At 61.4% G+C, this 20,069-nt stretch carries 15 protein-coding genes; 13 read left to right on the forward strand and 2 right to left on the reverse strand.

Annotated elements, in window-relative coordinates; translation table 11 throughout:
- Positions 1–7: 7 nt before the first annotated feature.
- Both AAAX75_RS02900 and AAAX75_RS02905 read left to right on the forward strand, forming a co-directional pair.
- Positions 8–2,674 (forward strand): FtsX-like permease family protein, encoded by a 2,667-nt coding sequence (locus AAAX75_RS02900; protein ID WP_349091028.1) that lies wholly within the window; start codon positions 8–10, stop codon positions 2,672–2,674.
- 109 nt (positions 2,675–2,783) lie between these two features.
- Positions 2,784–3,989: a DUF362 domain-containing protein gene (locus tag AAAX75_RS02905; protein ID WP_349091029.1), complete on the forward strand. Its 1,206-nt coding sequence runs from the start codon at positions 2,784–2,786 to the stop codon at positions 3,987–3,989.
- 164 nt (positions 3,990–4,153) lie between these two features.
- Here AAAX75_RS02905 and AAAX75_RS02910 read toward each other — a convergent pair whose 3' ends face one another.
- A complete protein-coding gene (locus AAAX75_RS02910; protein ID WP_349091030.1) occupies positions 4,154–5,119 on the reverse strand; it encodes an alpha/beta hydrolase in 966 nt (321 codons plus the stop codon).
- Between the two features lie 186 nt (positions 5,120–5,305).
- Between AAAX75_RS02910 and AAAX75_RS02915 the strand changes: the two genes are divergently transcribed.
- From AAAX75_RS02915 to AAAX75_RS02950, 8 genes are all read left to right on the forward strand, one after another.
- A complete protein-coding gene (locus tag AAAX75_RS02915) occupies positions 5,306–5,989 on the forward strand; it encodes a hemolysin III family protein (RefSeq protein ID WP_172676303.1) in 684 nt (227 codons plus the stop codon).
- 113 nt (positions 5,990–6,102) lie between these two features.
- Entirely contained in the window at positions 6,103–7,476 is a 1,374-nt protein-coding gene (locus AAAX75_RS02920; protein WP_349091031.1) for a hemolysin family protein, read from the forward strand.
- 24 nt (positions 7,477–7,500) lie between these two features.
- Complete coding sequence (locus AAAX75_RS02925) at positions 7,501–8,346, forward strand: hypothetical protein (RefSeq protein WP_349091032.1); 846 nt, start codon at positions 7,501–7,503, stop codon at positions 8,344–8,346.
- A gap of 136 nt (positions 8,347–8,482) precedes the next feature.
- On the forward strand, positions 8,483–8,872 hold the full coding sequence (locus AAAX75_RS02930; RefSeq protein ID WP_035136593.1) for a YtxH domain-containing protein: 390 nt from the start codon (positions 8,483–8,485) through the stop codon (positions 8,870–8,872).
- Entirely contained in the window at positions 8,872–9,627 is a 756-nt protein-coding gene (locus AAAX75_RS02935; protein ID WP_349091033.1) for a PRC-barrel domain containing protein, read from the forward strand. Before AAAX75_RS02930 ends, AAAX75_RS02935 begins: the two co-directional genes overlap by 1 nt.
- Before the next feature lie 72 nt (positions 9,628–9,699).
- Positions 9,700–11,106 carry a polysaccharide deacetylase family protein gene (locus AAAX75_RS02940; RefSeq protein ID WP_349091035.1) on the forward strand — a complete coding sequence of 469 codons (1,407 nt, stop codon included), beginning with the start codon at positions 9,700–9,702 and terminating at the stop codon, positions 11,104–11,106.
- A 331-nt stretch (positions 11,107–11,437) separates the two neighbouring features.
- Entirely contained in the window at positions 11,438–13,282 is a 1,845-nt protein-coding gene (locus tag AAAX75_RS02945) for a CBS domain-containing protein (protein ID WP_349091037.1), read from the forward strand.
- Positions 13,283–13,338: 56 nt separating this feature from the next.
- Positions 13,339–14,535 carry an Nramp family divalent metal transporter gene (locus tag AAAX75_RS02950; protein ID WP_099432833.1) on the forward strand — a complete coding sequence of 399 codons (1,197 nt, stop codon included), beginning with the start codon at positions 13,339–13,341 and terminating at the stop codon, positions 14,533–14,535.
- A 515-nt stretch (positions 14,536–15,050) separates the two neighbouring features.
- Here AAAX75_RS02950 and AAAX75_RS02955 read toward each other — a convergent pair.
- The gene (locus tag AAAX75_RS02955) at positions 15,051–17,267 is read right to left on the reverse strand and encodes an acyltransferase family protein (protein ID WP_349091038.1); all 2,217 of its coding nucleotides are present in this window, start codon (positions 17,265–17,267) and stop codon (positions 15,051–15,053) included.
- A gap of 186 nt (positions 17,268–17,453) precedes the next feature.
- Between AAAX75_RS02955 and AAAX75_RS02960 the strand changes: the two genes are divergently transcribed.
- From AAAX75_RS02960 to AAAX75_RS02970, 3 genes are all read left to right on the forward strand, one after another.
- Complete coding sequence (locus AAAX75_RS02960; RefSeq protein WP_349091040.1) at positions 17,454–18,416, forward strand: ribokinase; 963 nt, start codon at positions 17,454–17,456, stop codon at positions 18,414–18,416.
- A 30-nt stretch (positions 18,417–18,446) separates the two neighbouring features.
- Positions 18,447–19,421: a nucleoside hydrolase gene (locus AAAX75_RS02965; RefSeq protein ID WP_349091041.1), complete on the forward strand. Its 975-nt coding sequence runs from the start codon at positions 18,447–18,449 to the stop codon at positions 19,419–19,421.
- A gap of 102 nt (positions 19,422–19,523) precedes the next feature.
- Positions 19,524–20,012 carry an S-ribosylhomocysteine lyase gene (locus AAAX75_RS02970; RefSeq protein WP_349091043.1) on the forward strand — a complete coding sequence of 163 codons (489 nt, stop codon included), beginning with the start codon at positions 19,524–19,526 and terminating at the stop codon, positions 20,010–20,012.
- Positions 20,013–20,069 lie beyond the last annotated feature (57 nt).

Genomic DNA, 20,069 nt, shown 5'->3' on the forward strand with positions numbered 1-20,069 from the left:
CGGCGCCATGGCACCTCTCGCAAAACGTCTCCCGCGCGAGCTGCGCCGCAATATCGGCAAGTACCTGGGCATCTTTTTGCTTATGTGCGGAAGCATCGCTCTCACCTCGGGATTTTTGCTCGCAGCGCATTCCATCGGCTGCCTTATCGACGACATGCGCGATGCGTACACGATTGAGGACGGCCGCGTGACCACCTCCTTCGAGGCTACCGACGATCAACTCAAGGCCGCCGAGGACGCGGCCGGCGACGTCGGCGGCGTTACGCTCTACAAGAATTTTTCCATCGACGCCATCATCAAAAAGGCGACCGGCGACGACGGCACCAAGCGCACACTGCGCACCTATGCACACCGCACCGAGGTCGATATCGCGTCCTACTGCGAAGGCAAACAGCCCAAGGCGGACGACGAGGTGGCCATCGACCGTGTCTTTGCCATCAACAACGACCTCGCCGTGGGCGATAAAGTCGAGCTCGAGGGTCGCAGCTACACCATCTGCGGCATCATGACCCAGCCCGATAGCCAGGCGCTGTTCCTCAACAATTCGGACTTTACGGTGAACACCATCACGTACGGTGTGGCCGAGGTCACCGACGCCGGCTTTGCCGCGCTTAAGGACGCCGGCGGCGCGCCTGCCTACACCTACTCCTTTACCTTTACCGATCGTGATCTCTCCACCGCGGATCGCGTCGATGCGGAGCAGGATATGGTGGAGGCGCTCACCGATGCCGATGCACGCGTGGATGACCTCATCGACGCCGATTCCAACCAGGGCATTGGCTACGCGCGCGATGACGTGGACGGCGACTCCATGATGTGGATGACGCTGCTCGACATCATCATCGTGATCATGGCGTTCGTCTTTGTGGTCCTTACCGACGCCACCATCGAGGAGGAGAGCGCCATCATCGGCACGCTGCTCGCCAGCGGTTATCGCCGTCGCGAGATCGTGCTGCACTACCTGGCACTTCCCGCCATCGTGGGCGTGGTCGCGGCGCTTTTGGGCACTGCGCTCGGCGTTGTGTTCTTTACCGAGCCCATGCGCAGCCTCTATTACGGTTCGTACAGCCTGCCGCCCTTCCAGGTGTACTGGAGCTGGGAGATCTTTGTGAAGTGCGCCGTGGTTCCCGCCGCCGCGCTCATCCTCATCACGCTGGTGGGCCTGTTTCGCAAAATGGGCAAGACGCCGTTGCAGTTCCTTCGTCACGAGGCGAGCGGCAAATCGGGCACCAAGCGCGGTATGCAACTGCCGGAGCGCATGGGTTTTGTTTCCCGCTTCCGCCTGCGTATCTTTCTGCGCAACCTGGGCAACTTTGCCACGCTCTTTGTGGGCATTGCGTTTGCCTCGCTGCTGCTGCTCTTTGGCCTGGCGATTCTGCCCACGATGACGCACTACGCGGACAACCTCGAGACAAGCCTGGTCGCCGAGCACCAGTACACGCTCAAGGCGCCGCTGGAGCTCGAGGGCACTGCCGAGGAGCGCGAGCAGTGGTCAGCACTCGAGCGCTTGCAGTCGGTTGACGGCGCGCTGCTTTCCGCCGCCCAAGATGCCGATGACGAGCTTGACGACGCGGCCGATGCGGCGCAGACGGCAGCCGATGCCGCGACCGCATCTCCGTCTGCCGAGAGCCTGACTGCGGCGCAGGATGCGCTTACCAAGGTCCAGGACAAGAAGGATGCGCTTTATGCGCGCCTCGATGACCTTGCCGATATCCTCGGCTGCAACCGCGACGAGGCTATCGACCTGATTGACAAGGCCTCTAAGATCGACACCGACAACGACGACATTCACCCGGTCAACACGATTGACAACGGCGCGGGCGCAATCGCGCAGGCCGAGAAATATGCCGTTTACCAGTTGCAATACGACCGAGGCGATGGGAATGGCGAGGAGACGATTTCCGTCTACGGCATTTCAACCGATTCGTGCTATTGGAAAGGGCTGGACGTCGGCGACGGACGCGTCGTCTTTGGCGGTGGCTTGCTCGACAAGTTTGGCTGGAGCGAGGGTCAGAAGGTCACGCTCGGCGACAAGTATGAGGGCGAGAATTATTCCTTTGAGTACGTGGGCAAGGACTGTGCCTGGGGCTCCAAGTCGGACATGAATATCTATATGAGTATCGATGACTTTAACGAGCTCTTTGGCAACGATGCGGCCTACTTCAACGGCTATGTGAGCGACGAGAAGCTCGACCTCGACGCGCGCTACTTTGCCGGCGACACCACGCCCGACGACATGCGCGCCGTGGGCGACCAGTTCATCGGCATGATGAGCAAAATGATCGGCATGATGGTCGGGCTCGCGGTGTTTATCTTCCTGCTGTTTATGTACCTGCTGACCAAGGCTGTGATCGACCACAGCGCCCGTTCGATTAGCTACATGAAAGTCTTTGGCTATCGCGATAGCGAGATTTCGCATCTGTACATCCGCTCGATCACGTTGTGCGTTGCGGCGTCACTCGTGCTGAGCCTGCCGGTCATTATTGGCTCGCTCACGGCCATCTTCCGCTCGATGCTGCTCGCCTACAACGGCAATATCGAGATCTATGTGCCCGCTTGGTCCATGGCGGCGTGCGTAGGAATCGGCTTTGCGACCTACCTGGTCGTGGCGCTGCTGCACACGCGTTCTATCAAACGTGTGGGCCTGGCCGAGGCGCTCAAAGTCCAAGAGTAGTCATTTAAGAACGTCCCCAATGACTAGGTTCCGTACTTGACTTTAACTCTGCTTTAACTGGTACCATCCTCTATGTCTGTAACGCCATATAGACCGAGGGGATATATCTATGACCGCAACTGCACCCGCAGCACCCGCTAAGGTGTACTTCACCAACCTGCGCACGCATGCTCGCGAGAGCCAGCTCGACAAGCTCAAGCGCCTCATACGTCACGCCGGTATTGAGCAGATCGACTTTGAGAACAAGTTCGTCGCCATCAAGATTCACTTTGGCGAGCTGGGCAACCTGAGCTTTTTGCGCCCCAACTACGCCCGCGCCGTCGCGGACGTGGTGAAGGAGCTGGGCGGCAAGCCCTTCCTCACCGACTGCAATACGCTCTATGTCGGTAGCCGCAAAAACGCGCTCGAGCACATCGACACTGCCTACCAGAACGGCTTTACCCCGTATGCCACGGGTTGCCAGATTATCATCGCCGACGGCCTCAAGGGTACCGACGAGGCGCTCGTCCCGGTCGAGGGCGGCGAGTACGTGCGCGAGGCCAAGATCGGTCAGGCGCTCATGGATGCCGATATTGTGATCAGCCTCACCCACTTTAAGGGTCATGAGCAGGCCGGCTTTGGCGGCGCCATGAAGAACCTGGGCATGGGCGGCGGCAGTCGCGCCGGCAAGATGGAGCAGCATGCCGCCGGCAAGCCGAACGTCGCGGCCGAGCACTGCATTGGCTGCCGTGCCTGCGAAAAGATTTGCGCGCACAACGCCATTTCGTTTGACGATACCCGCGAGCGCGAGCTTGCCAACGGCAACACCCGCACGGTGCACGTGGCCGCCATCGACCACGATCGCTGCGTGGGCTGCGGCCGCTGCATCGGCGTGTGCAACCAGGACGCCATCAAGCCCGGCTATGAGGCCGCGGCCGACGTGCTCAACTGCAAGATCGCCGAGTATACGAAGGCCGTTGTCGACGGCCGCCCGAGCTTCCACATCTCGCTTGCCATGGATATCAGCCCCAACTGCGACTGCCATCCCGAAAACGACACGCCTATCGTCAACGACATCGGCATGTTCGCGAGCTTCGACCCGGTCGCCATCGACCAGGCCTGCGCCGATGCCGTCATGGCATCCGAGCCGCTGCCCAACACCGAGCTCACCGATAGCGCGACCAAGATGGAGCACAACCACGAGCATCTGGAGGGCGAGCAGGCCAAGGATCCCTTCTGCATCACGCATCCCGACACCGACTGGCGCGTGTGCATCGCGCACGCCGAGAAGATTGGCCTGGGCACGAGCGAGTATGAGCTCATCGAGGTCAAGTAGCGCCTAGCTATTGGACAAAATAAGCGCCTTTGTAGCGTTAGTTGAGCAAAAGCCGCCCGTGAGCACAGCGCTCACGGGCGGCTTTTTGGAAGTGCGGCGAAAAATCGAATCCCGCCGACCACAAACCGTTTTTTGGCAACAAAACCCCAGACGTTGCTTTTTGCCTAAAAATTCTTGTCGAGGAAGTTGCCGACCGTGTCCCAGTAGAGTTCGGGGTCGACCTGCGCGCTCTTGGCGTGGGTGGCGCCATGGATGGTGAGCTTTTGCTTGACCTTGCTGGCGCACGCGTCGTAGTTTTGGTCGAGCATATCGTACGGCACAAAAGTGTCCTGGTCGCCGTGGATAAACAGCATGGGAACCGTCGCGTGTTTGAGTTGCTCCACGCTGCTCGCCTTATGAAAGTCGTAGCCCGCGCGCACGTTGCATACCAAGTTTGCTACATCGAGCAAGGGAAAGCTGGGCAAGCCGAACACGTTCTTGAGCTGCAGAGAAAACTCGTCCCAAACACTCGTATAACCGCAGTCCTCGATAATGCATTTCACGTTTGCGGGCAGAGATTCCCCCGCGACGTTCATGGCGGTTGCCGCACCCATCGACTCGCCAAAGACCAGGATGCGTGCCTCGGGGTCAGCCTGAACGATTTGCTCGATCCATGCGACGACATCGAGCCGCTCGGGCCAGCCCATGCCGATATAGTCGCCGCCGGAGCGCTCGTGGGCGCGCGCGGCGGGCGCGAGTACGTTCATGCCGCGGTCGTGGAATCGCTTGACGTATCGGGCCATACCGATGGGCTCGTTGGTATATCCATGCAGGCAGACGGCGTAGTCGTGCGTGCTCTCCGACGCAGCAAAATACCAGGCGGCAAGCTCGGTCCCGTCGTCCGCGGTGAGGCTCCTGCTCTCGCGGTTCTCTTTAAACCATGCCCGCGCCTCGGTATCCTCGGCATCCGGCTGCTCACCTTCTTTGTCGTTCTTGCTATCCTGCATCATCTTCATGGTGTATGGCGCGCGGGGATTCAGCGCGAAGTCAAACAGAAAGTTGCCGGCAAATCCGAGCAGCGCAACGACAACCACCAGTGCAACGATGCCGGCTATCTTGAGCTTTCGATGGGAACGTGCGTTTTGAGCCATGCGGTATTCTCCTATAAGATGTTAATACATCAACATTTAATGCAAGCGCATTATGGACGTTCGCCGTTGATGCGTCAACAGGCAAAGAATGGGTAAACAAGGGGTCACGTATGGTGCAAATTTCACACGTACCCAGACGCTTTGATATAGTGTTGAGAACTCTTTACGTTGGAGGATGTAACCGGCATGTCCGATTCGAGCGACAGTTCTAAGCCGCGACCCAAGACCGCGGCCGTTCCACACTACACGGTGGGCGAGGAGATCATGAACTCCGTCACCCATGGTGTCGGCTGCCTGCTGGGTATCGCGGGCCTGGTGCTCCTGATCGTATTCGCCGCCCTGCGCGGCGGAGGCCCGGCCCACATGGCCGCGGCAATTGTCTATGGCGTCAGCATTATCCTCGAATACCTAGCCTCCACGCTCTACCACGCGATTCAACCCGCGCGCGCCAAGCGCGTGTTTCGCATCATCGACCACAGCTGCATCTACCTGCTCATAGCCGGCAGCTATACGCCGTTTTGCCTCATCACGCTCGCAAACGACGGCGGCGCTGTGCTGTTCTTTGCCGTATGGGCCATCGCCATCATCGGCATCGCCCTCGAGTGCTTCCTACGCGAGCGTCAACCGCACTGGGTAAGCGGCCTGGTCTACCTGCTGATGGGCTGGCTCGTTGTCTTTAAGCTGCCCGAACTTGTGGCGCTGCTCAACCCCGTGGCGCTTGCCCTGCTCGCCGTCGGCGGCGTGTGCTACACCGCGGGCGTGCCGTTCTATATCGCCAAAAACGTGCGCTATCTTCACAGCGTGTTTCACCTGTGGGTACTCGCCGGCAGCATCTTCCAGTTCATGGCGGTGATCCTCTTCGTAATCTAGCGATCGCGCCTGCGCCCGCGGGCCCGTCCGGGCGCCCGCCGGGCGCAACTGCCCTATCCGCCATCAACGTTTTGACCTGACGTCCCGAATCTTGGAGGTTCGAGAAACTCCCGATGGACATAACCATCTCCCTTATCACCACCCTCGTTTTGACCCTCATCAACGGCTACTTCTCTATGTCAGAGATGGCGCTCACCACGGCCAAGCGCGCCGTGCTGGAGCACGAGGCCGAGGAAGGCGACAAGCGCGCCGAGCGTGCCATTAAGCTGGCTGCCGACTCCGACCAGCTGCTCGCCACCATCCAGGTCGCCATCACGCTCGTGGGCTTCGCCTCGTCCGCCGTCGCCTCGACGAGTCTGTCCGACCCGCTCGCCACGTGGCTCATGAGCTTTGGCATCGCGCCGCTCTCCGCCATCGCACGCGGCCTGGCGCCGGTCATCATCACCGTCGCGGTCGCCTTCGTCTCCATCGTGATTGGCGAGCTCGTGCCCAAGCGCATTGGCCTGGCCAACGCCGAGGGCGTGTCAAAGCAGGTCGTGGGCCCGCTTTCCGTGTTCCAAAAGATTGCTCGTCCGCTCGTGTGGCTGACCGGCGCCTGCTCCGATGGCCTGGCCCGCATCCTGCGCATCAAGAGCGCCGACGACCGCCAAAACGTCTCGGAAGAAGAGATCAAGTACATGGTCTCGGAGCAGGACGACCTGCTCGACGAGGAAAAGCGCATGATCCACGAGATCTTCGACCTAGGCGACACCGTTGCCCGCGAGGTCATGGTGCCGCGCGTGGACACCACCATGTGCGAGGACGACGAGACGGTCGCCGACGTGCTGTCCACCATGCGCCAGACCGGCTTTAGCCGCATCCCCGTCTATCACGAGGATCCCGACAACGTCGCGGGCATCGCGCACATCAAGGACCTGATTCAGCCCGCGCTCGACGGTAAGGGCGACCAGCCCATCGCCGATTACCTGCGCGACGCCACCTTTGTGCCCGACACCAAGGACATCCTGCCGCTGCTGTCCGAGATGCAGACTTCGCACGACCAGATCGTGGTGGTCGTGGACGAGTACGGCGGCACGGCCGGCATCATCACTATCGAGGATATCGTCGAGGAGATCGTCGGCGAGATCGAGGATGAATTCGACCCCGACAACAAGTATCTCACGCGCCTTTCGCGCCGCGAGTGGCTCGTTGATGGGCGTTTTTCGTGCGATGACGCGATTGAGCTTGGTTGGCCGCTCGAGGAAAGCGATGATTATGAGACCATCGCCGGCTGGATTTTGGAGCTTTGCGACTCGGTGCCCGACATCGGAGAGGTGTTTGAGGTCGCGGGGTACAAGTTCAAGGTGCAGTCGATGCGTGGCCAGCGCATCTCGCTCATTCGCGTGATCGCTCCGGCCGAAACCGATAAGAAGGATTCCGAGTCTTCGGTAGACGAGCCGACGACGTCGGGTGCGGGCTCTGTGGACCCGCACGATGGCGACGAGTAGGGCAAGGAAGAGTAGGGGAGAGTTATGGCAGGCCTGTTCAACATCCTTAAGGTCACCGTCAGCGAGGACAAGATCTGCGCGCATGTGCTGGTGAACCCCGGCATGCCGCTCATGACCTCGGAGGACATCGAGGCCACGGCGCGCGTGTACTACCTGGTGCCGGCGATTGCCAAGCACCTGTGCCTGGGCGATTCCGGTCGCGAGTTCCAGGACTGCATGGGCCAGACCGAGCTCTGCCACCTGCTGGAGCATGTGACGGTCGAGCTCATGAACGAGACCGGTCTTGCCGGTAGCATCTCGTGCGGCCGCACGCGCGTAAGCGAGCACGACGAGCGCGTCTTTGAGGTTGAGCTTTCGTGCCCCGACGACGCGCTGGCCATCGGTGCGCTGTCTTCGGCCACCTTTATGATGGACTGGGCCTATCTGCACGCCGACCAGCCTGCCCCCGACGTGGGGGGCACGGTCGCGGGCCTGCGCAACCTGGTGCTGGGCATGCGCGCCGAGGCCGAGGGCAAGGATCCTCACGAGGCCGTCGCCGCTGCGAACGGCGAAGATGCTGCCGAGGACGAGGGCGCTGACGAGGGCGCTGACGAGGGCGATGCGCCGGTCGACGCCGAGCCCGTTTCCGATGCGACCGCCGAGCCCGTTCCCACCGAGCCCCAGGGTGTCCCCAACTTTGACGACGAGCCCCAGGTGGCGATTGATACCGAGGGCGCGGTTGCCGAGAACCACGAGGCCTCCGCTGCCGTCTTTGGCGGTGCGGCGACGGTTCCGGCAGGACCTGCGCATGAGGGCGGTCTGCCGCTCGTGGACGGCGCCGGCGAGGACCCGGGTGCCACGGTGGCCATGCCGGCTATGCCCCAGGAGTAGGCCTAGGCGTTTATCACCATCACATACCTGCGCCTTTGCCGTACGCAGATGAGCGGAGCGGCAAGTGATGCGCTGCGGGTATAATGGACAGCATTCAAACGGTGGGCACCGACGTGCCCGCAGGAGAGGAATGATCATGGGTAAGACTTTCAGCTTTGTCTCCGGCGCACTTTTTGGTGCCGCTGCCGGCGCTATTGTCGGCGTTGCTCTGGCCCCGCGCTCGGGCGCCGAGACCCGCGCCATGGCTGCCGATATCGCCAACGACGCCTGGGACAATATGCGCGACACCTACGAGCACAGCGCCGAGGAGGCCCGTGCTGCGGTGAATGACTTTGGCCCGATGGTCGACGCCAAGACCGACGACCTGCGCGCCAAGGTCGACCTGGCCCGCGAGCGCATGGACCAGCTGCGCGAGCAGCTCAACGACGCCATTTCGGGCGGCAACGTGACGCCTGCCGCCGACGTTGTGGTCGAGAACGCCGTCGAGGCTGATACCGAGGCTGCGGAGCCCTCGACCGAGGCATAATGCGCGCCGGGGATTTTGTCGGCGCCAAGATCTATCGCAAGCCCACCGAGGACAAGCGCACCAAAAAGGACGGCACGCCGCGCAGCCCTAAAAAGCTCGGAAAGATTCACTTTCCGGTCTTTACCCCGGGCGGTACGCGCGTGGTCGGCTTTATGGTCCGCCAGTCCGATATCGCGGGCATGATCGAGCGCCCCGATCGATTCGTAGCGCTCGACGCCATTGGTGTCTACGAGGGCGCCATTGCGGTCGATGACGTCAAGGACACGTACGATGCCGCCGCCGCCAAGCGCCTCGACATCAACCTGGACGATTGCATCATCTGGGTCGGTATGGACGTGCGCACGGAATCGGGCGACGTCGTGGGCTATTGCTCGGATGTGGAGTTCAAGCCGCGTTCGGGCATCGTGCAGGCATTCTATGTGACCGCCGGTGCTGCTTCGAGTGTTTTGGTTGGTGACACGCAGGTGCCGCCGACGATGCTGCGCGGCTACGAGAACGGCGCGATGGTCGTCTCGGACGAGGCCAAGTCGCTCGGGTATTCGGGCGGCGCCGCCGCAAAGGCTGCCGAGGCAAGCGTCGTGGTGGGCGATAAGGTCAAGAAGGGCGCCAGGGTGCTCGATGACAAGGGATCGGTTGCCGTGGACAAGGGCAGTCGCGCACTGGGCAAGCAGCTCGGCAAGACGCGCGGCATGTTCAAGGCCTTTAAGGACGAATACCAAAAGGCGAGTGGCGGCTCGTCAAAAGCTACAAAATAGCGACGTACCAAATGATGGGAGGCAAGCCGGAGACCTGTTGCTCCGGCTTGCTGTGTTTATGGGGGAGGGCACATGCGCCAAAACGGATCCAGCTTAAACGGGCGTTCGGGCGCGCGTCCGACGGCGCGCCGCGATCTGGGGCAGCTGCCCAGCGGTCAGCGCAAGCGTCACCGTAAGCCCGGCGCGATGTATCTCAACCATAGCCGCGGCTTTAGCGACCGCAGCGCTCGCATCGGCAACAGCCGTACGCCCCGTCGTTCGTCTCGCCTGCCCTATGCGCTGATCGCCGTGGGTTGCGCGCTCGTGCTGTTTATCGCTGCCGTCGTGGGCTACGTCAACCGCAGCGTGGACGTGGAGCTCAACGGCCAGAAGACCGCGGTGCGCGTGGGCTCTACGCTGCAGAATCTCATCGACGAACAGGATTTGACTGACACCTACGACGCAGGCGACCTGCTAGCCGTCGATGACAGCGTGCTCAAGCGCCATGGGGGCGAAAAGCTGTCGGTGAAGGTCGACGGCAAGCGCGTGAAGCAGGGCAAATGGGATAGCCGCGAACTTGAGGGTGGCGAGAAGGTGACGGTCAAGGATGGCCGTAACATCTACGAGAAGCACGAGGTTCAGGCTACGGTTATCGAGCCCAAGCTCAAGGTCGAAGGCACGGGCGCTATCGAGTATGTGCAGACGTGGGGTGTCCAGGGCCGCTCCGAGGTGTGGGTTGGTGAGCAGTCGGGCAAGACGCAAGACCGCGGCGAGGTTGTGCCCGCCACCGATTGCGTTGTTGCGTGCGCCAGCGTGGCGCCCAAGGGCAACAAAAAGTACGTGGCGCTGACGTTTGACGAGGGTCCGAGCGGCGCCACCAAACAGATCTTGCAGGTGCTCAAGGAAAAGGGCGTCACCGCGACGTTCTTCCTTTCGGGCGATGCGGCCGAGGCCTCGCCTGCCACGGCCAAGGCGATTGTCGATGCCGGGTGCGAGATCGGATCCAACAGCTACAGCGACGATTCGCTCAAGGATCAGGACCGTGAGGCGGTACGCGAACAGATCACGAAAGGCACCGATGCGATTAAGTCGGCGACCGGCGTGAAGACGATGCTGCTGCGTGCTCCCTACGCTGCCTTTGACGAACAAAACTGGATTGATGCGATGGACCTGGTCTCCGCCGTGGTCTCGTGGAATATTGACTCGGGCGACTGGCTGCTCAACGGTGCCGACGAGCAGGTCTCGACGGTGCTCGATTCGGTGACGCCGGGCAATATCGTGCTGCTCACCGATAGAGACGAATGCGCCGAGCAGACGCTCGAGGCGCTGCCGCAGATTATCGACGGCCTCATTGCCGACGGCTACAAGATCGTGACGCTCAGCGACCTGGTCAAGACGGACACGTCGCTGAGCAAAAAGCTCACCTCGCTGACGAAGGCCACCATGCCCAAGGACGCCGTGTTCCCCCAGCTTGCCGAGGACGACGACACCACAGAGTAGTTATTGGGTAGTCATTTAAGAACGTCCCCAATGACTATGTCACGGATGCGTCAGTGTTTGGTATGCCTGCAATGTGCAGCGCATAAATTCGATGCCGCAGGGCGATGCTGATGCTATAGTTACTGCGGTTAATGAGGGTCAAGAGAAAGGTTACAGGTGAAATCCAAACCTCGACCATACAGTCGATGACCCCATGCAGGTGCTTTTTGCGCATGCACGGGGTGTAAGCGTCGAGCGGCGTGCCGCCCGCGCATGCGTATACATATCCAGAAGCCCACGGAGCGTGCGCCATCACGGCCGCAGCCCGAAGGAATAATGATGGGGAGCACCATTGAATTATCTGAGTGAGATGCTCAAGTTGCCGGTCTTGGACGTCGATGGCGAAAAGCTCGGCGTAGTGAACGATTTTGGCATTGCCACCGGCGAAGTTTTTCCGCACGTGACGTCGCTCGCGTTCCGCGGACCCGGCAAGACGCCGTTTATGATCAGCTGGCGCAAATGGGTCGACCGTATCGACGAGACGGGTGTACACCTTAAGACGTCGGCCACCGAAATCCGTTTTTCGTACCTGCAGCCGACCGAACTCTTGCTTGCCCGCGACGTGCTCAACAAGCAGATTGTCGACACGCAGGGCATGAAGGTCGTGCGCGTAAACGACATCAAGTTTTCCATGTCGGGCGAAAACCAGCTGCGCCTGCTGGGCGCCGAAGTGGGCGCCCGCGGTCTGCTGCGCGCGATCAGCCCCGCACTCGAGCATATCGTCGAGGGCTTTATGAAGCACCTGGGCAAGCCGCTCAGTGAGGACATTATCGCTTGGTCCTACATGGACCTGCTCGATCGCTCGACTAAGAACATCCAGCTCTCGGTGTCGCACAAGACGCTTGGCGAGCTGCACCCTGCCGACATTGCCGACATCATCGAGCAGCTCGACCCGCGCCTGCGTGCGCAGGTGTTCGCGCAGCTCGACACCGCCCAGGCCGCCGAGGCCATCTCGGAGTTCGATGATGACGAGCTCATGACCGAGATGCTCGAGGGCCTGTCCGATACGGACGCATCGTCGATGCTGGCCATGATGGACCCGGACGACGCCGCCGACCTGATCGACGAGCTCGATTACGAGAAGGCCGAGAAGCTCCTGCGCCTGATGGGCGTCAAGGAGGAGAAGGCGATTCGTAACCTGCTGGGCTATGAGGACAACACCGCCGGCCGCATCATGACCTCGGAGTTTGTCTCGCTGCCCGCCACGGCGACGGTCGGCGATGCCATCGAGGCGATTCGCAAACTCGATGAGGACTTCGAGAGTGTCTATTACGTCTATACCGAGGATCCGAGCGGCATGCTCACCGGCGTGCTCTCGCTGCGCACGTTGATCGTGGCCGACCGCGATGCCACGCTGGGCCAGCTCGCCTATCGCGACCTGGTCTACGTGTCGCCCGACGAGGACCAGGAAGACGTGACGGACGAGATGACCAAGTACGACCTGGTTGCCATCCCTGTCTGCGACGAGAACCGTCATATCCTGGGCATCGTGACCTTCGACGACGCCATGGACGTTATCGCCGAGGAGCATCAGGAGGACCTGCAGATCGCCGGTGTCGGCTCGGGCGATAGCGCGTCGGACGACTCGACGAACGTGCTCAGCTGGTTCGTGCATCGTCAGTACTGGGTCGTCGTGTGGGGCATCGCCTCGTGCATTATGGCGACGGTGCTGGGGACGGCGCTGGGCTCCGCGCATCTGGTGGTGTTCCCCATGTGCGCCATGCCGCTCGTGCTGCTGGCGGCCTCGCGCATGGTGTCGTTCGTCAAGAACTACTTCCTGGAGTATGACGGTCACGACGATGAGCCCAAACCGTACCTGGGATTCTTCTTCCAGAGCACGGGTATGGGCCTGATCCTTTCGCTTGTTACTTACCTGTGCGCGCAACTGGTGCGCACTGCCGCGTTCCTCGATGCCCCTATGTTTGAGGAGCAGCTCTTTACCGGCTGCTTTAACATCGCGGCCATCATCTGCCTGGTGGGCAACATGAGCGCCGTGATTTACCTGATGGTGCTGTTCTGGCGCGATGAGCACGACCTCAATACGTCGGGTACCGCCATGAACGTCATCGCCGTCATGATCTCGTGTGTGGCGTACTGCATCGCCGCGGTGCTGCTCACCATGTCGGTCATGGGGTAGGTGGTCGCGTGCAAAATACGAAGCAAAAGTTGACCATCGCGGCCATCTTTGGCGCTATGGGTCCCGGTCTGCTGGCGGCGCTTTCGGGCAATGACGCCGGCGGCATTGCAACGTATTCCAGCGCGGGCGCCAGCTATGGCTACAAGATGCTCTGGATGCTTCCCGTCATGACTGTGCTGCTCATCGTGACGCAGGAGACCGCGGCACGCTGCGGCTGCGTCACGGGCAAGGGCCTGGCATCGCTCATTCGCGAGCGCTTTGGCGTGCGCAAGAGTGTACTTGCTATGGCGGCGCTGTTGATCGCCAACACGGCTGTTACCATTTCGGAGTTTGCGGGCATCGCCAGCGGCCTTGCTCTCTTTGGCGTGCCGGCGAGCATTTCGGTGCCGTTGGTGGCGCTGCTGGTGTGGATGCTTACCATGTCGGGTAGTTTCCAGCGCATCGAGAAGATTCTGCTGCTGGTAAGCTGCGTCTTCGTGACCTATATTGTCGCCGCGTTTATGGCTGGCCCCAACTGGGGTGAGGTCGCGGTCGACCTGGTCGTGCCTAACATTCAAAATGACCCCAGCTACGTGTCGCTCGTGGTCGCGACGATCGGTACCACCATCGCGCCGTGGATGATTTTCTTGGCGCAGAACAACGTGGTCGATAAGAACGCGGGCGAGGACGATATCGTGCTGCAGCGCATCGATACCGTGAGCGGCTCGCTTGCTGCCGATGTCATTGCCGGCTTTATTATCATCACGACCGGTACGGTGTTGTTCCCGGCGGGCATTCAGATTAGCGATGCTGCCGATGCTGCCCGCGCGCTGGAGCCTATTGCGGGTCAGTGGTCCACGGTGTTGTTTGCCTCGGGCCTGGTCGCGGCGAGCTTCTTGGCTGCCTGCGTGCTGCCGGGCGTTACGTCGAGCGCTATCTGCGAGGCATTTGGCTGGGAGCGCGGTGCCGACCGCAGCTGGGACGAGGCCCCGGTTTACCGCGGCATCATTACGGCCATCATCGGTATCTCTGCCGTGCTGGTGCTTATGCCCGGCGTCGATCTGTTCCAGATTATGATGACCTCGCAGGTCATCAATGGCGTGCTGCTGCCCGTGGTTCTGGTGTTCCAGGTGGTTATCGCCGCCGACCGTCACATCATGGGTGCCAACCGCAACGGCCGTGTGTGGAACGTGCTCACTTGGGCGACTATCGCCGTGATTACGGTGCTCACGGTTGTCATGTTTGTCCTGCAGGCGATGGGCTACAGCGCTTAGCGCCTCTTTTGCTTCCGAACAGGCCGCAGCGATGGGCTGCGGCCTGTTTTTGTCTGCTATAGGGTGTTAGCTATATGGCAGTGGGCAAAAAATGCCAAATATGAGTACTGTTGCTAAGTGAATAGCATTTACATCCAAGAGGATAATAAACATAACCTATAGTATGTTCATTAAAATTGGCTGTAATACGCCTTAAACCAGTCAGGTTGGCTGCTTTAGGGGGTTGTAGGGGTCGCTCGGACGTCATTTTGGGTGGTTTTGCCTGCTACTAAAATGGTAACAGTACTCATATTTGCCCTTTTTTGCCCACAGACCTTTGAGAGTGCGGCGAAAAGGGCTTGTTTTGATTGTTTGGGGCAGGCACGAGGCGCGGAAACGATGTCTGGAGCGACGGAGCGGCCTGGAATTCATCCGTAGAGGTCTTCATTGGCTGCGCCAGGAGTGTCCCTAACTGCCGGAGGGGGTGTCTGCCGTGGCAGACACCCCCTCCGGATGTGGGAAGTTTGCGCTGCAGGTTACTTGTCGGTGCCTAGCTTGTGCGGCTTGAGAGCGAGCGCATTGACGAGTGCGTCGGTGGCAGACTTGACGGCTGCCGGCTGCGGATCGTTGACGTGATCCTCGGGGTGTACGGGCAGGTCCTTCTTGACGGCATCGTGGATCAAGTTGAGGTACTCAGTCACGCCAGTGGTCGATAGATGCGTGCCATCGCCATCGAACAGGTCGTTGCGGTTGGCACTGTATCCGTACCAGTCGATAACGCGTACGTTCTTGTAGCGCGTAGCGGCGTTGGCGATGGCCTGGTTGGTAGAGCCAACCCACGGCTGCGGGCTGCGCGTGTTCACAAACACCACAATACGCTTATCTCCTGCATCGGCCATGATGGCGTCGATTTGGTCGTCGGTTACCAAGCCGTTGGTGCCCAGCGCAAAGACCACGATCTTGCCGGCAAGGTTCTGTTGAAGATAGCCCTCAAATGTCGCACGGCCCGCATCGAACTGGCGGCCCTTTTCGGCATCGATATGGCTGTGCGGGAACACGCCGTCAAAGGAATCAACGGCGCGCAGCGACACGGAGTCACCGATCATCAACAGGTCGTAGGAGCCGTCGGGGAAGCCGTCGTTGTCCTTGTCGGTGTCGTCGGCCGCCTGCTGGTCGGTGGGTGCGGTGTTTTTGGCTTCCTTGTTCAGAACTTCGGCGCCCTCGCCGCTCAGCGCAGACGTCTCGGGCACAAAGATCAGGCCGCCCAGTGCAACGACCAACACGACAGCGCAGGCTGCGCAGGCAGGGACGTGCGCGCGCACCCAGTTGGCGGGCGTGGCGGTGCCGTCGCGGAACTCGGATACGGTGCGCCCAAAGGCGCCCTTTCTAAACGGCGTCTCGATAAAGCGATATGAGCATTCGGCCACGGCGACCACCAACAGCACCTGCAAAATGTACTGCCACCACGGTGTATCGTTGATGTTGGCGACCGGGTTCATAAGCAACAGCAGGGGATAGTGCCACAGGTAGATGCTGTACGAGCGCTTGCCAACCCATACGAGCGGCTCGGCGGACAGCGCGCGGGCAACCATTCCCTGGGGCTGCACGCAGGCCGCGATGACCATGAGCGTGAGGATCGAGCACAGCAGCGTGCCTCCGCGATACTGGAAGGCGGTGTAGCCGTTGGTGAGCGCGACCATGGCGGCAAGGCCAACCAGACCCACGACGCCCAACACATCGATGGATGCGGGCGAGGACCAAAAACGCACGAGGACGCTCGGCTGTGCCGGGGCGGTCTCGGCTGCTTCGTCGGCCTTCTCGCCAGGCTTGCCCTCGGCGTTCTTGCCGTGCTTGGCGGCCCCGACCAAGCGGTCGAGCCCCAAACGACGAGCGAGACGCACCGGCGCCAGGTCGCGATCGGGGATAAAGGCCATCCAGGCACCCAGCAGCAGCGAGAACACGCGGGTGTCGGTGCCGTAGTACACGCGGCTGGGGTCGGCGGCAGGGTTGTAAAGCACCATCATGGCGAGGGCAGATACCGCGGCAAGGCCCAGAACCACGCGGCGCGTGTTGGGTTTGCTCACATGCATGGATACCATGGCAAACAGCAGTGGCGGCCAAATCAGGTAGAACTGTTCCTCGATGGCAAGCGACCAAAAGTGCGTGAGCGGCGAGGGGTCGCCCAGAGCATTGAAGTACGAGACGTTTTGGGCAATCTGCCACCAGTTGTTGAAGAACAACAGCGACGGCAGGATGTCGGGGCGCATCTTGGTGAGCATCACGTGGTTGAAGACGGTGCACAGAGCACAGGTCACCACCACGACGGTCACCACGGCGGGGACCAGGCGACGGATGCGGCGGATCCAGAAGCTCTTGAGGTCGATGCGGCCGGTCTTAGCGACTTCGTTGAGCAGCAAGCGCGTGATCAGATAGCCCGAAAGCACAAAGAAGATCGTGACGCCGAGCAGGCCGCCCTGAGCCCACGTGAGGTTAAGGTGATAGAGCACCACCGCGACGACGGCGAGCGTGCGCAGGCCGTCGAGTGCAGGGATGTAGCGGGACTTGGGGCGAGCAGGCGTCTGCTCCGCGGCGGGAGTGTTGGCGCGGCCCGCGTTGTTGGCAGAAGTGCGATGGGGGCTCGTGGTGCGTCGCGGCTCGTTGGCACGGCGTTCGCTCTTCACGCGTTCGTGCGGCGCCGGCTCGTTGCCCGTGCGGCGTCGACCGCGCGAGCCCGATTGCGAGAATTGTTCCATAAAACATCATCCAATGACGAGAATAATCAGCACGTATTCATTGTAGCTGCCTGCTCCTGTGAATGCTTGCTGCTGGCGCAACCTCAAGGGTGCGTTCACATCAAAGTGAACTAAAGTTATAGAGGTGCGAAGGCGCGCAATCGACGGTCGACGGTGGGTGCAAAGCCCGCAGATGAGGAGGTTTCCATGGCAGATCGCGGCATCGTTGCGGTGTTCGGCAGCATGAACATGGACCTTTCGGTGGCGTGCGAGCGCATACCGCGCGCGGGCGAGACAGTCGGTGGTAGCGGTTTTATCACCAACGCCGGCGGCAAGGGCGCCAATCAGGCTGTAGCTGCCGCGCGTATGGGCGCGTGCACGCACATGATCGGCGCGGTCGGTCGCGACGCGTTCGGCGCGTCGCTCGTGGTGGGGCTCCAAGACGCCGGCGTGGACTGTGACTTTGTAGTGCATCGCGATGACGTGGAGACGGGAACGGCGACCATCATTCGCTGCGAGGGCGACAACCGCATCATACTGTCACCGGGCGCCAACTATGCGCTTGCGGGCGCGGACGTTGCCTGCGCGTTGAGGCGTCTGGTGGCCCATGAGCTCGACGGCGACGCCAGCGAGATTGCCCCGGCTGCCGGAAGCGTCTTTATCGCCCAGGGTGAATGTGACCTTGCAGCGACGGCCGATGCGCTTGTTTGCGCTCACGAGCTGGGGTTCTATACGGTCTTTAATCCAGCGCCTGCTTGTGAGTTGCCTGCGGAGGTCTGGCCTGCGGTCGACTTGGTCTGCCCCAACGAGACCGAGTGTCAGGTGCTAATGGGTATCCTGCCCAAGGACGATGGGAGCTGCGCCGCCGCGCTCAATGCCCTGCTTGCTAAGGGCGCCGGCGCCGCGGTCATCACGCTGGGCGGCGCCGGCTCGGTTACGCTCGGCGATGGCGGTGAGCTGCTGCGCATGCCGGCACTTTCGAGCGCGGTAGTCGATACCACGGCTGCCGGCGATACGTTTATCGGCGCGTTGGCGGCGGCTCGCCTAGAGGGCTTGCCGCTCTTTGAGTGCATGGCCGCGGGTGCTCGCGCCTCGGCAGTGACGGTGTCGCGCCTGGGCGCTCAGCAATCGATTCCCACGCGCGCCGAAGTTGAACATTGGTTTGGTTAAACGATAAAGACGGAGAAGCGGAGTAGAACAATGGCAATCAAGAAGCTGATCCTTGATCTGGATATGGGTGTGGACGATGCGATGGCGCTGGCCTATGCCATCGCGAGCCCCGAGGTGGAGCTCGTGGGCATCACCACGTGCTTTGGCAACGTGCGCGTCGAGCAATCGGCGCACAATTGCCTGGCGGTGCTCGATCTGCTGGGTCGTCCCGAGGTGCCGGTGTACCTGGGCGCCGACCGTCCTCTGCAGGCGACTGAGCCTTATACGCCGCCGGCGTCCACCGCGCTCATTCACGGCAAGAACGGCATCGGCGGCGCGAGCGTGCCCGTGTCGCCCTACGAGCCGGTGGGGGCGACCTCGGCCGACGGCAACGCTGCGGTCGATTATCTGATCGATGCCGCGCGCACCTATGGTCCCGATCTGGTCTACGTAGCGACTGGCCCGCTCTCCAACCTGGCGCTCGCCCTGGAGCGCGATGCGGCGGCGGTGATGTCCATCGGCCGCGTGGTCGTGATGGGCGGTGCCCTTACCGTGCCCGGCAACGTGAGCGCGGGCGCCGAGGCCAATATGGCGAGCGACCCCGAGGCAGCCGACGCGGTGCTGCGCTCGGGCCGTAAGCTCACCATGGTGGGTCTGGACGTGACGCATCGCGTGGTGCTCACGCGCCGCGACATTGCCGGCTGGACGGGCTCGGGCACTATGGCGGGCTGCGCATTTGCGAGCATGGTCGAGCACTACATTGGCTCGTACGAGATGAACGCACCCTACCTGGGTGGTTGTGCGCTGCACGATCCGCTGGCCGTTGCCGTGGCGATCGACCCCACGCTCGTAGGTGCGCTCGGCTGCAACCTGCGTGTTGATCTGCTGGGCGAGTACCGCGGTCGCACCATCTGCGATGAGCGTCGCCTGTCCGATCCGGACAAGAGCGCGCTTGTGGCACTGACCGTGGATGCTCCGCGCTTCCTGTCCGAGTTCAAGACACGTATGGCCCGTGTCCTTGGCTAAGTTGTCTTTTTGGGACGGGGCTTTTTTGACTGGTATGATTGGTGCGACCATTCGAACCAGCTAAAAGAGCCCGTCCCAAATTGATTGCCGAGAGGATCTGCCATGGAGCGCATCGCGAGTTTTTCCGTTGACCATCTGCTGCTTGAGCCCGGCGTGTATGTGAGCCGCATCGACCGCGATCCGGCGACCGGTGCTGCCGTCACCACGTTTGACCTGCGCCTGACCACGCCCAACAAGGAGCCGGTCATGAACACCGCCGAGTGCCACACCATTGAGCACCTGGGCGCGACGTTCCTTCGCAATCATGCCGAGTGGTCGAGCCGCATTGTCTACTTTGGCCCCATGGGCTGCCGCACGGGCTTTTACCTGGTTGTCTTTGGCGAGCTGACGAGCGAGAAGATCTTGCCGCTCGTCCGCGAGCTGTTTGAGTTTATCGCCGACTTTGAGGGCGATGTCCCCGGTGCCGCTCCCGAGGAATGCGGTAACTACCTGGACCAAAACCTCCCCATGGCCAACTGGCTTGCGCGCCGCTACCTCGACCGCGACCTGGCCGATATCGACGAGAAGCACCTGCACTATCAGCAGGCGTAAGGGCTTTATCGCCCAAAACGCGCGCATTGGGCGCCTTCGCTTATGCGGGGGCGCCTT

Origin of the sequence: Collinsella sp. CLA-ER-H7 (assembly GCF_040092345.1) — a bacterium.
GTDB lineage: Bacteria > Actinomycetota > Coriobacteriia > Coriobacteriales > Coriobacteriaceae > Collinsella.

Bases quoted from the DNA above. Each gene is read 5' to 3' on its own strand.
- AAAX75_RS02900 (WP_349091028.1), top strand. From the start codon at position 8: ATGGCACCTCTCGCAAAACGTCTCCCGCGCGAGCTGCGCCGCAATATC.
- AAAX75_RS02925 (WP_349091032.1), top strand. From the start codon at position 7,501: ATGGCAGGCCTGTTCAACATCCTTAAGGTCACCGTCAGCGAGGACAAG.
- AAAX75_RS02905 (WP_349091029.1), top strand. From the start codon at position 2,784: ATGACCGCAACTGCACCCGCAGCACCCGCTAAGGTGTACTTCACCAAC.
- AAAX75_RS02935 (WP_349091033.1), top strand. From the start codon at position 8,872: ATGCGCGCCGGGGATTTTGTCGGCGCCAAGATCTATCGCAAGCCCACC.
- AAAX75_RS02960 (WP_349091040.1), top strand. From the start codon at position 17,454: ATGGCAGATCGCGGCATCGTTGCGGTGTTCGGCAGCATGAACATGGAC.
- AAAX75_RS02950 (WP_099432833.1), top strand. From the start codon at position 13,339: ATGGGTCCCGGTCTGCTGGCGGCGCTTTCGGGCAATGACGCCGGCGGC.
- AAAX75_RS02955 (WP_349091038.1), bottom strand. From the start codon at position 17,267: ATGGAACAATTCTCGCAATCGGGCTCGCGCGGTCGACGCCGCACGGGC.
- AAAX75_RS02965 (WP_349091041.1), top strand. From the start codon at position 18,447: ATGGCAATCAAGAAGCTGATCCTTGATCTGGATATGGGTGTGGACGAT.
- AAAX75_RS02920 (WP_349091031.1), top strand. From the start codon at position 6,103: ATGGACATAACCATCTCCCTTATCACCACCCTCGTTTTGACCCTCATC.
- AAAX75_RS02915 (WP_172676303.1), top strand. From the start codon at position 5,306: ATGTCCGATTCGAGCGACAGTTCTAAGCCGCGACCCAAGACCGCGGCC.
- AAAX75_RS02940 (WP_349091035.1), top strand. From the start codon at position 9,700: ATGCGCCAAAACGGATCCAGCTTAAACGGGCGTTCGGGCGCGCGTCCG.
- AAAX75_RS02910 (WP_349091030.1), bottom strand. From the start codon at position 5,119: ATGGCTCAAAACGCACGTTCCCATCGAAAGCTCAAGATAGCCGGCATC.
- AAAX75_RS02930 (WP_035136593.1), top strand. From the start codon at position 8,483: ATGGGTAAGACTTTCAGCTTTGTCTCCGGCGCACTTTTTGGTGCCGCT.
- AAAX75_RS02970 (WP_349091043.1), top strand. From the start codon at position 19,524: ATGGAGCGCATCGCGAGTTTTTCCGTTGACCATCTGCTGCTTGAGCCC.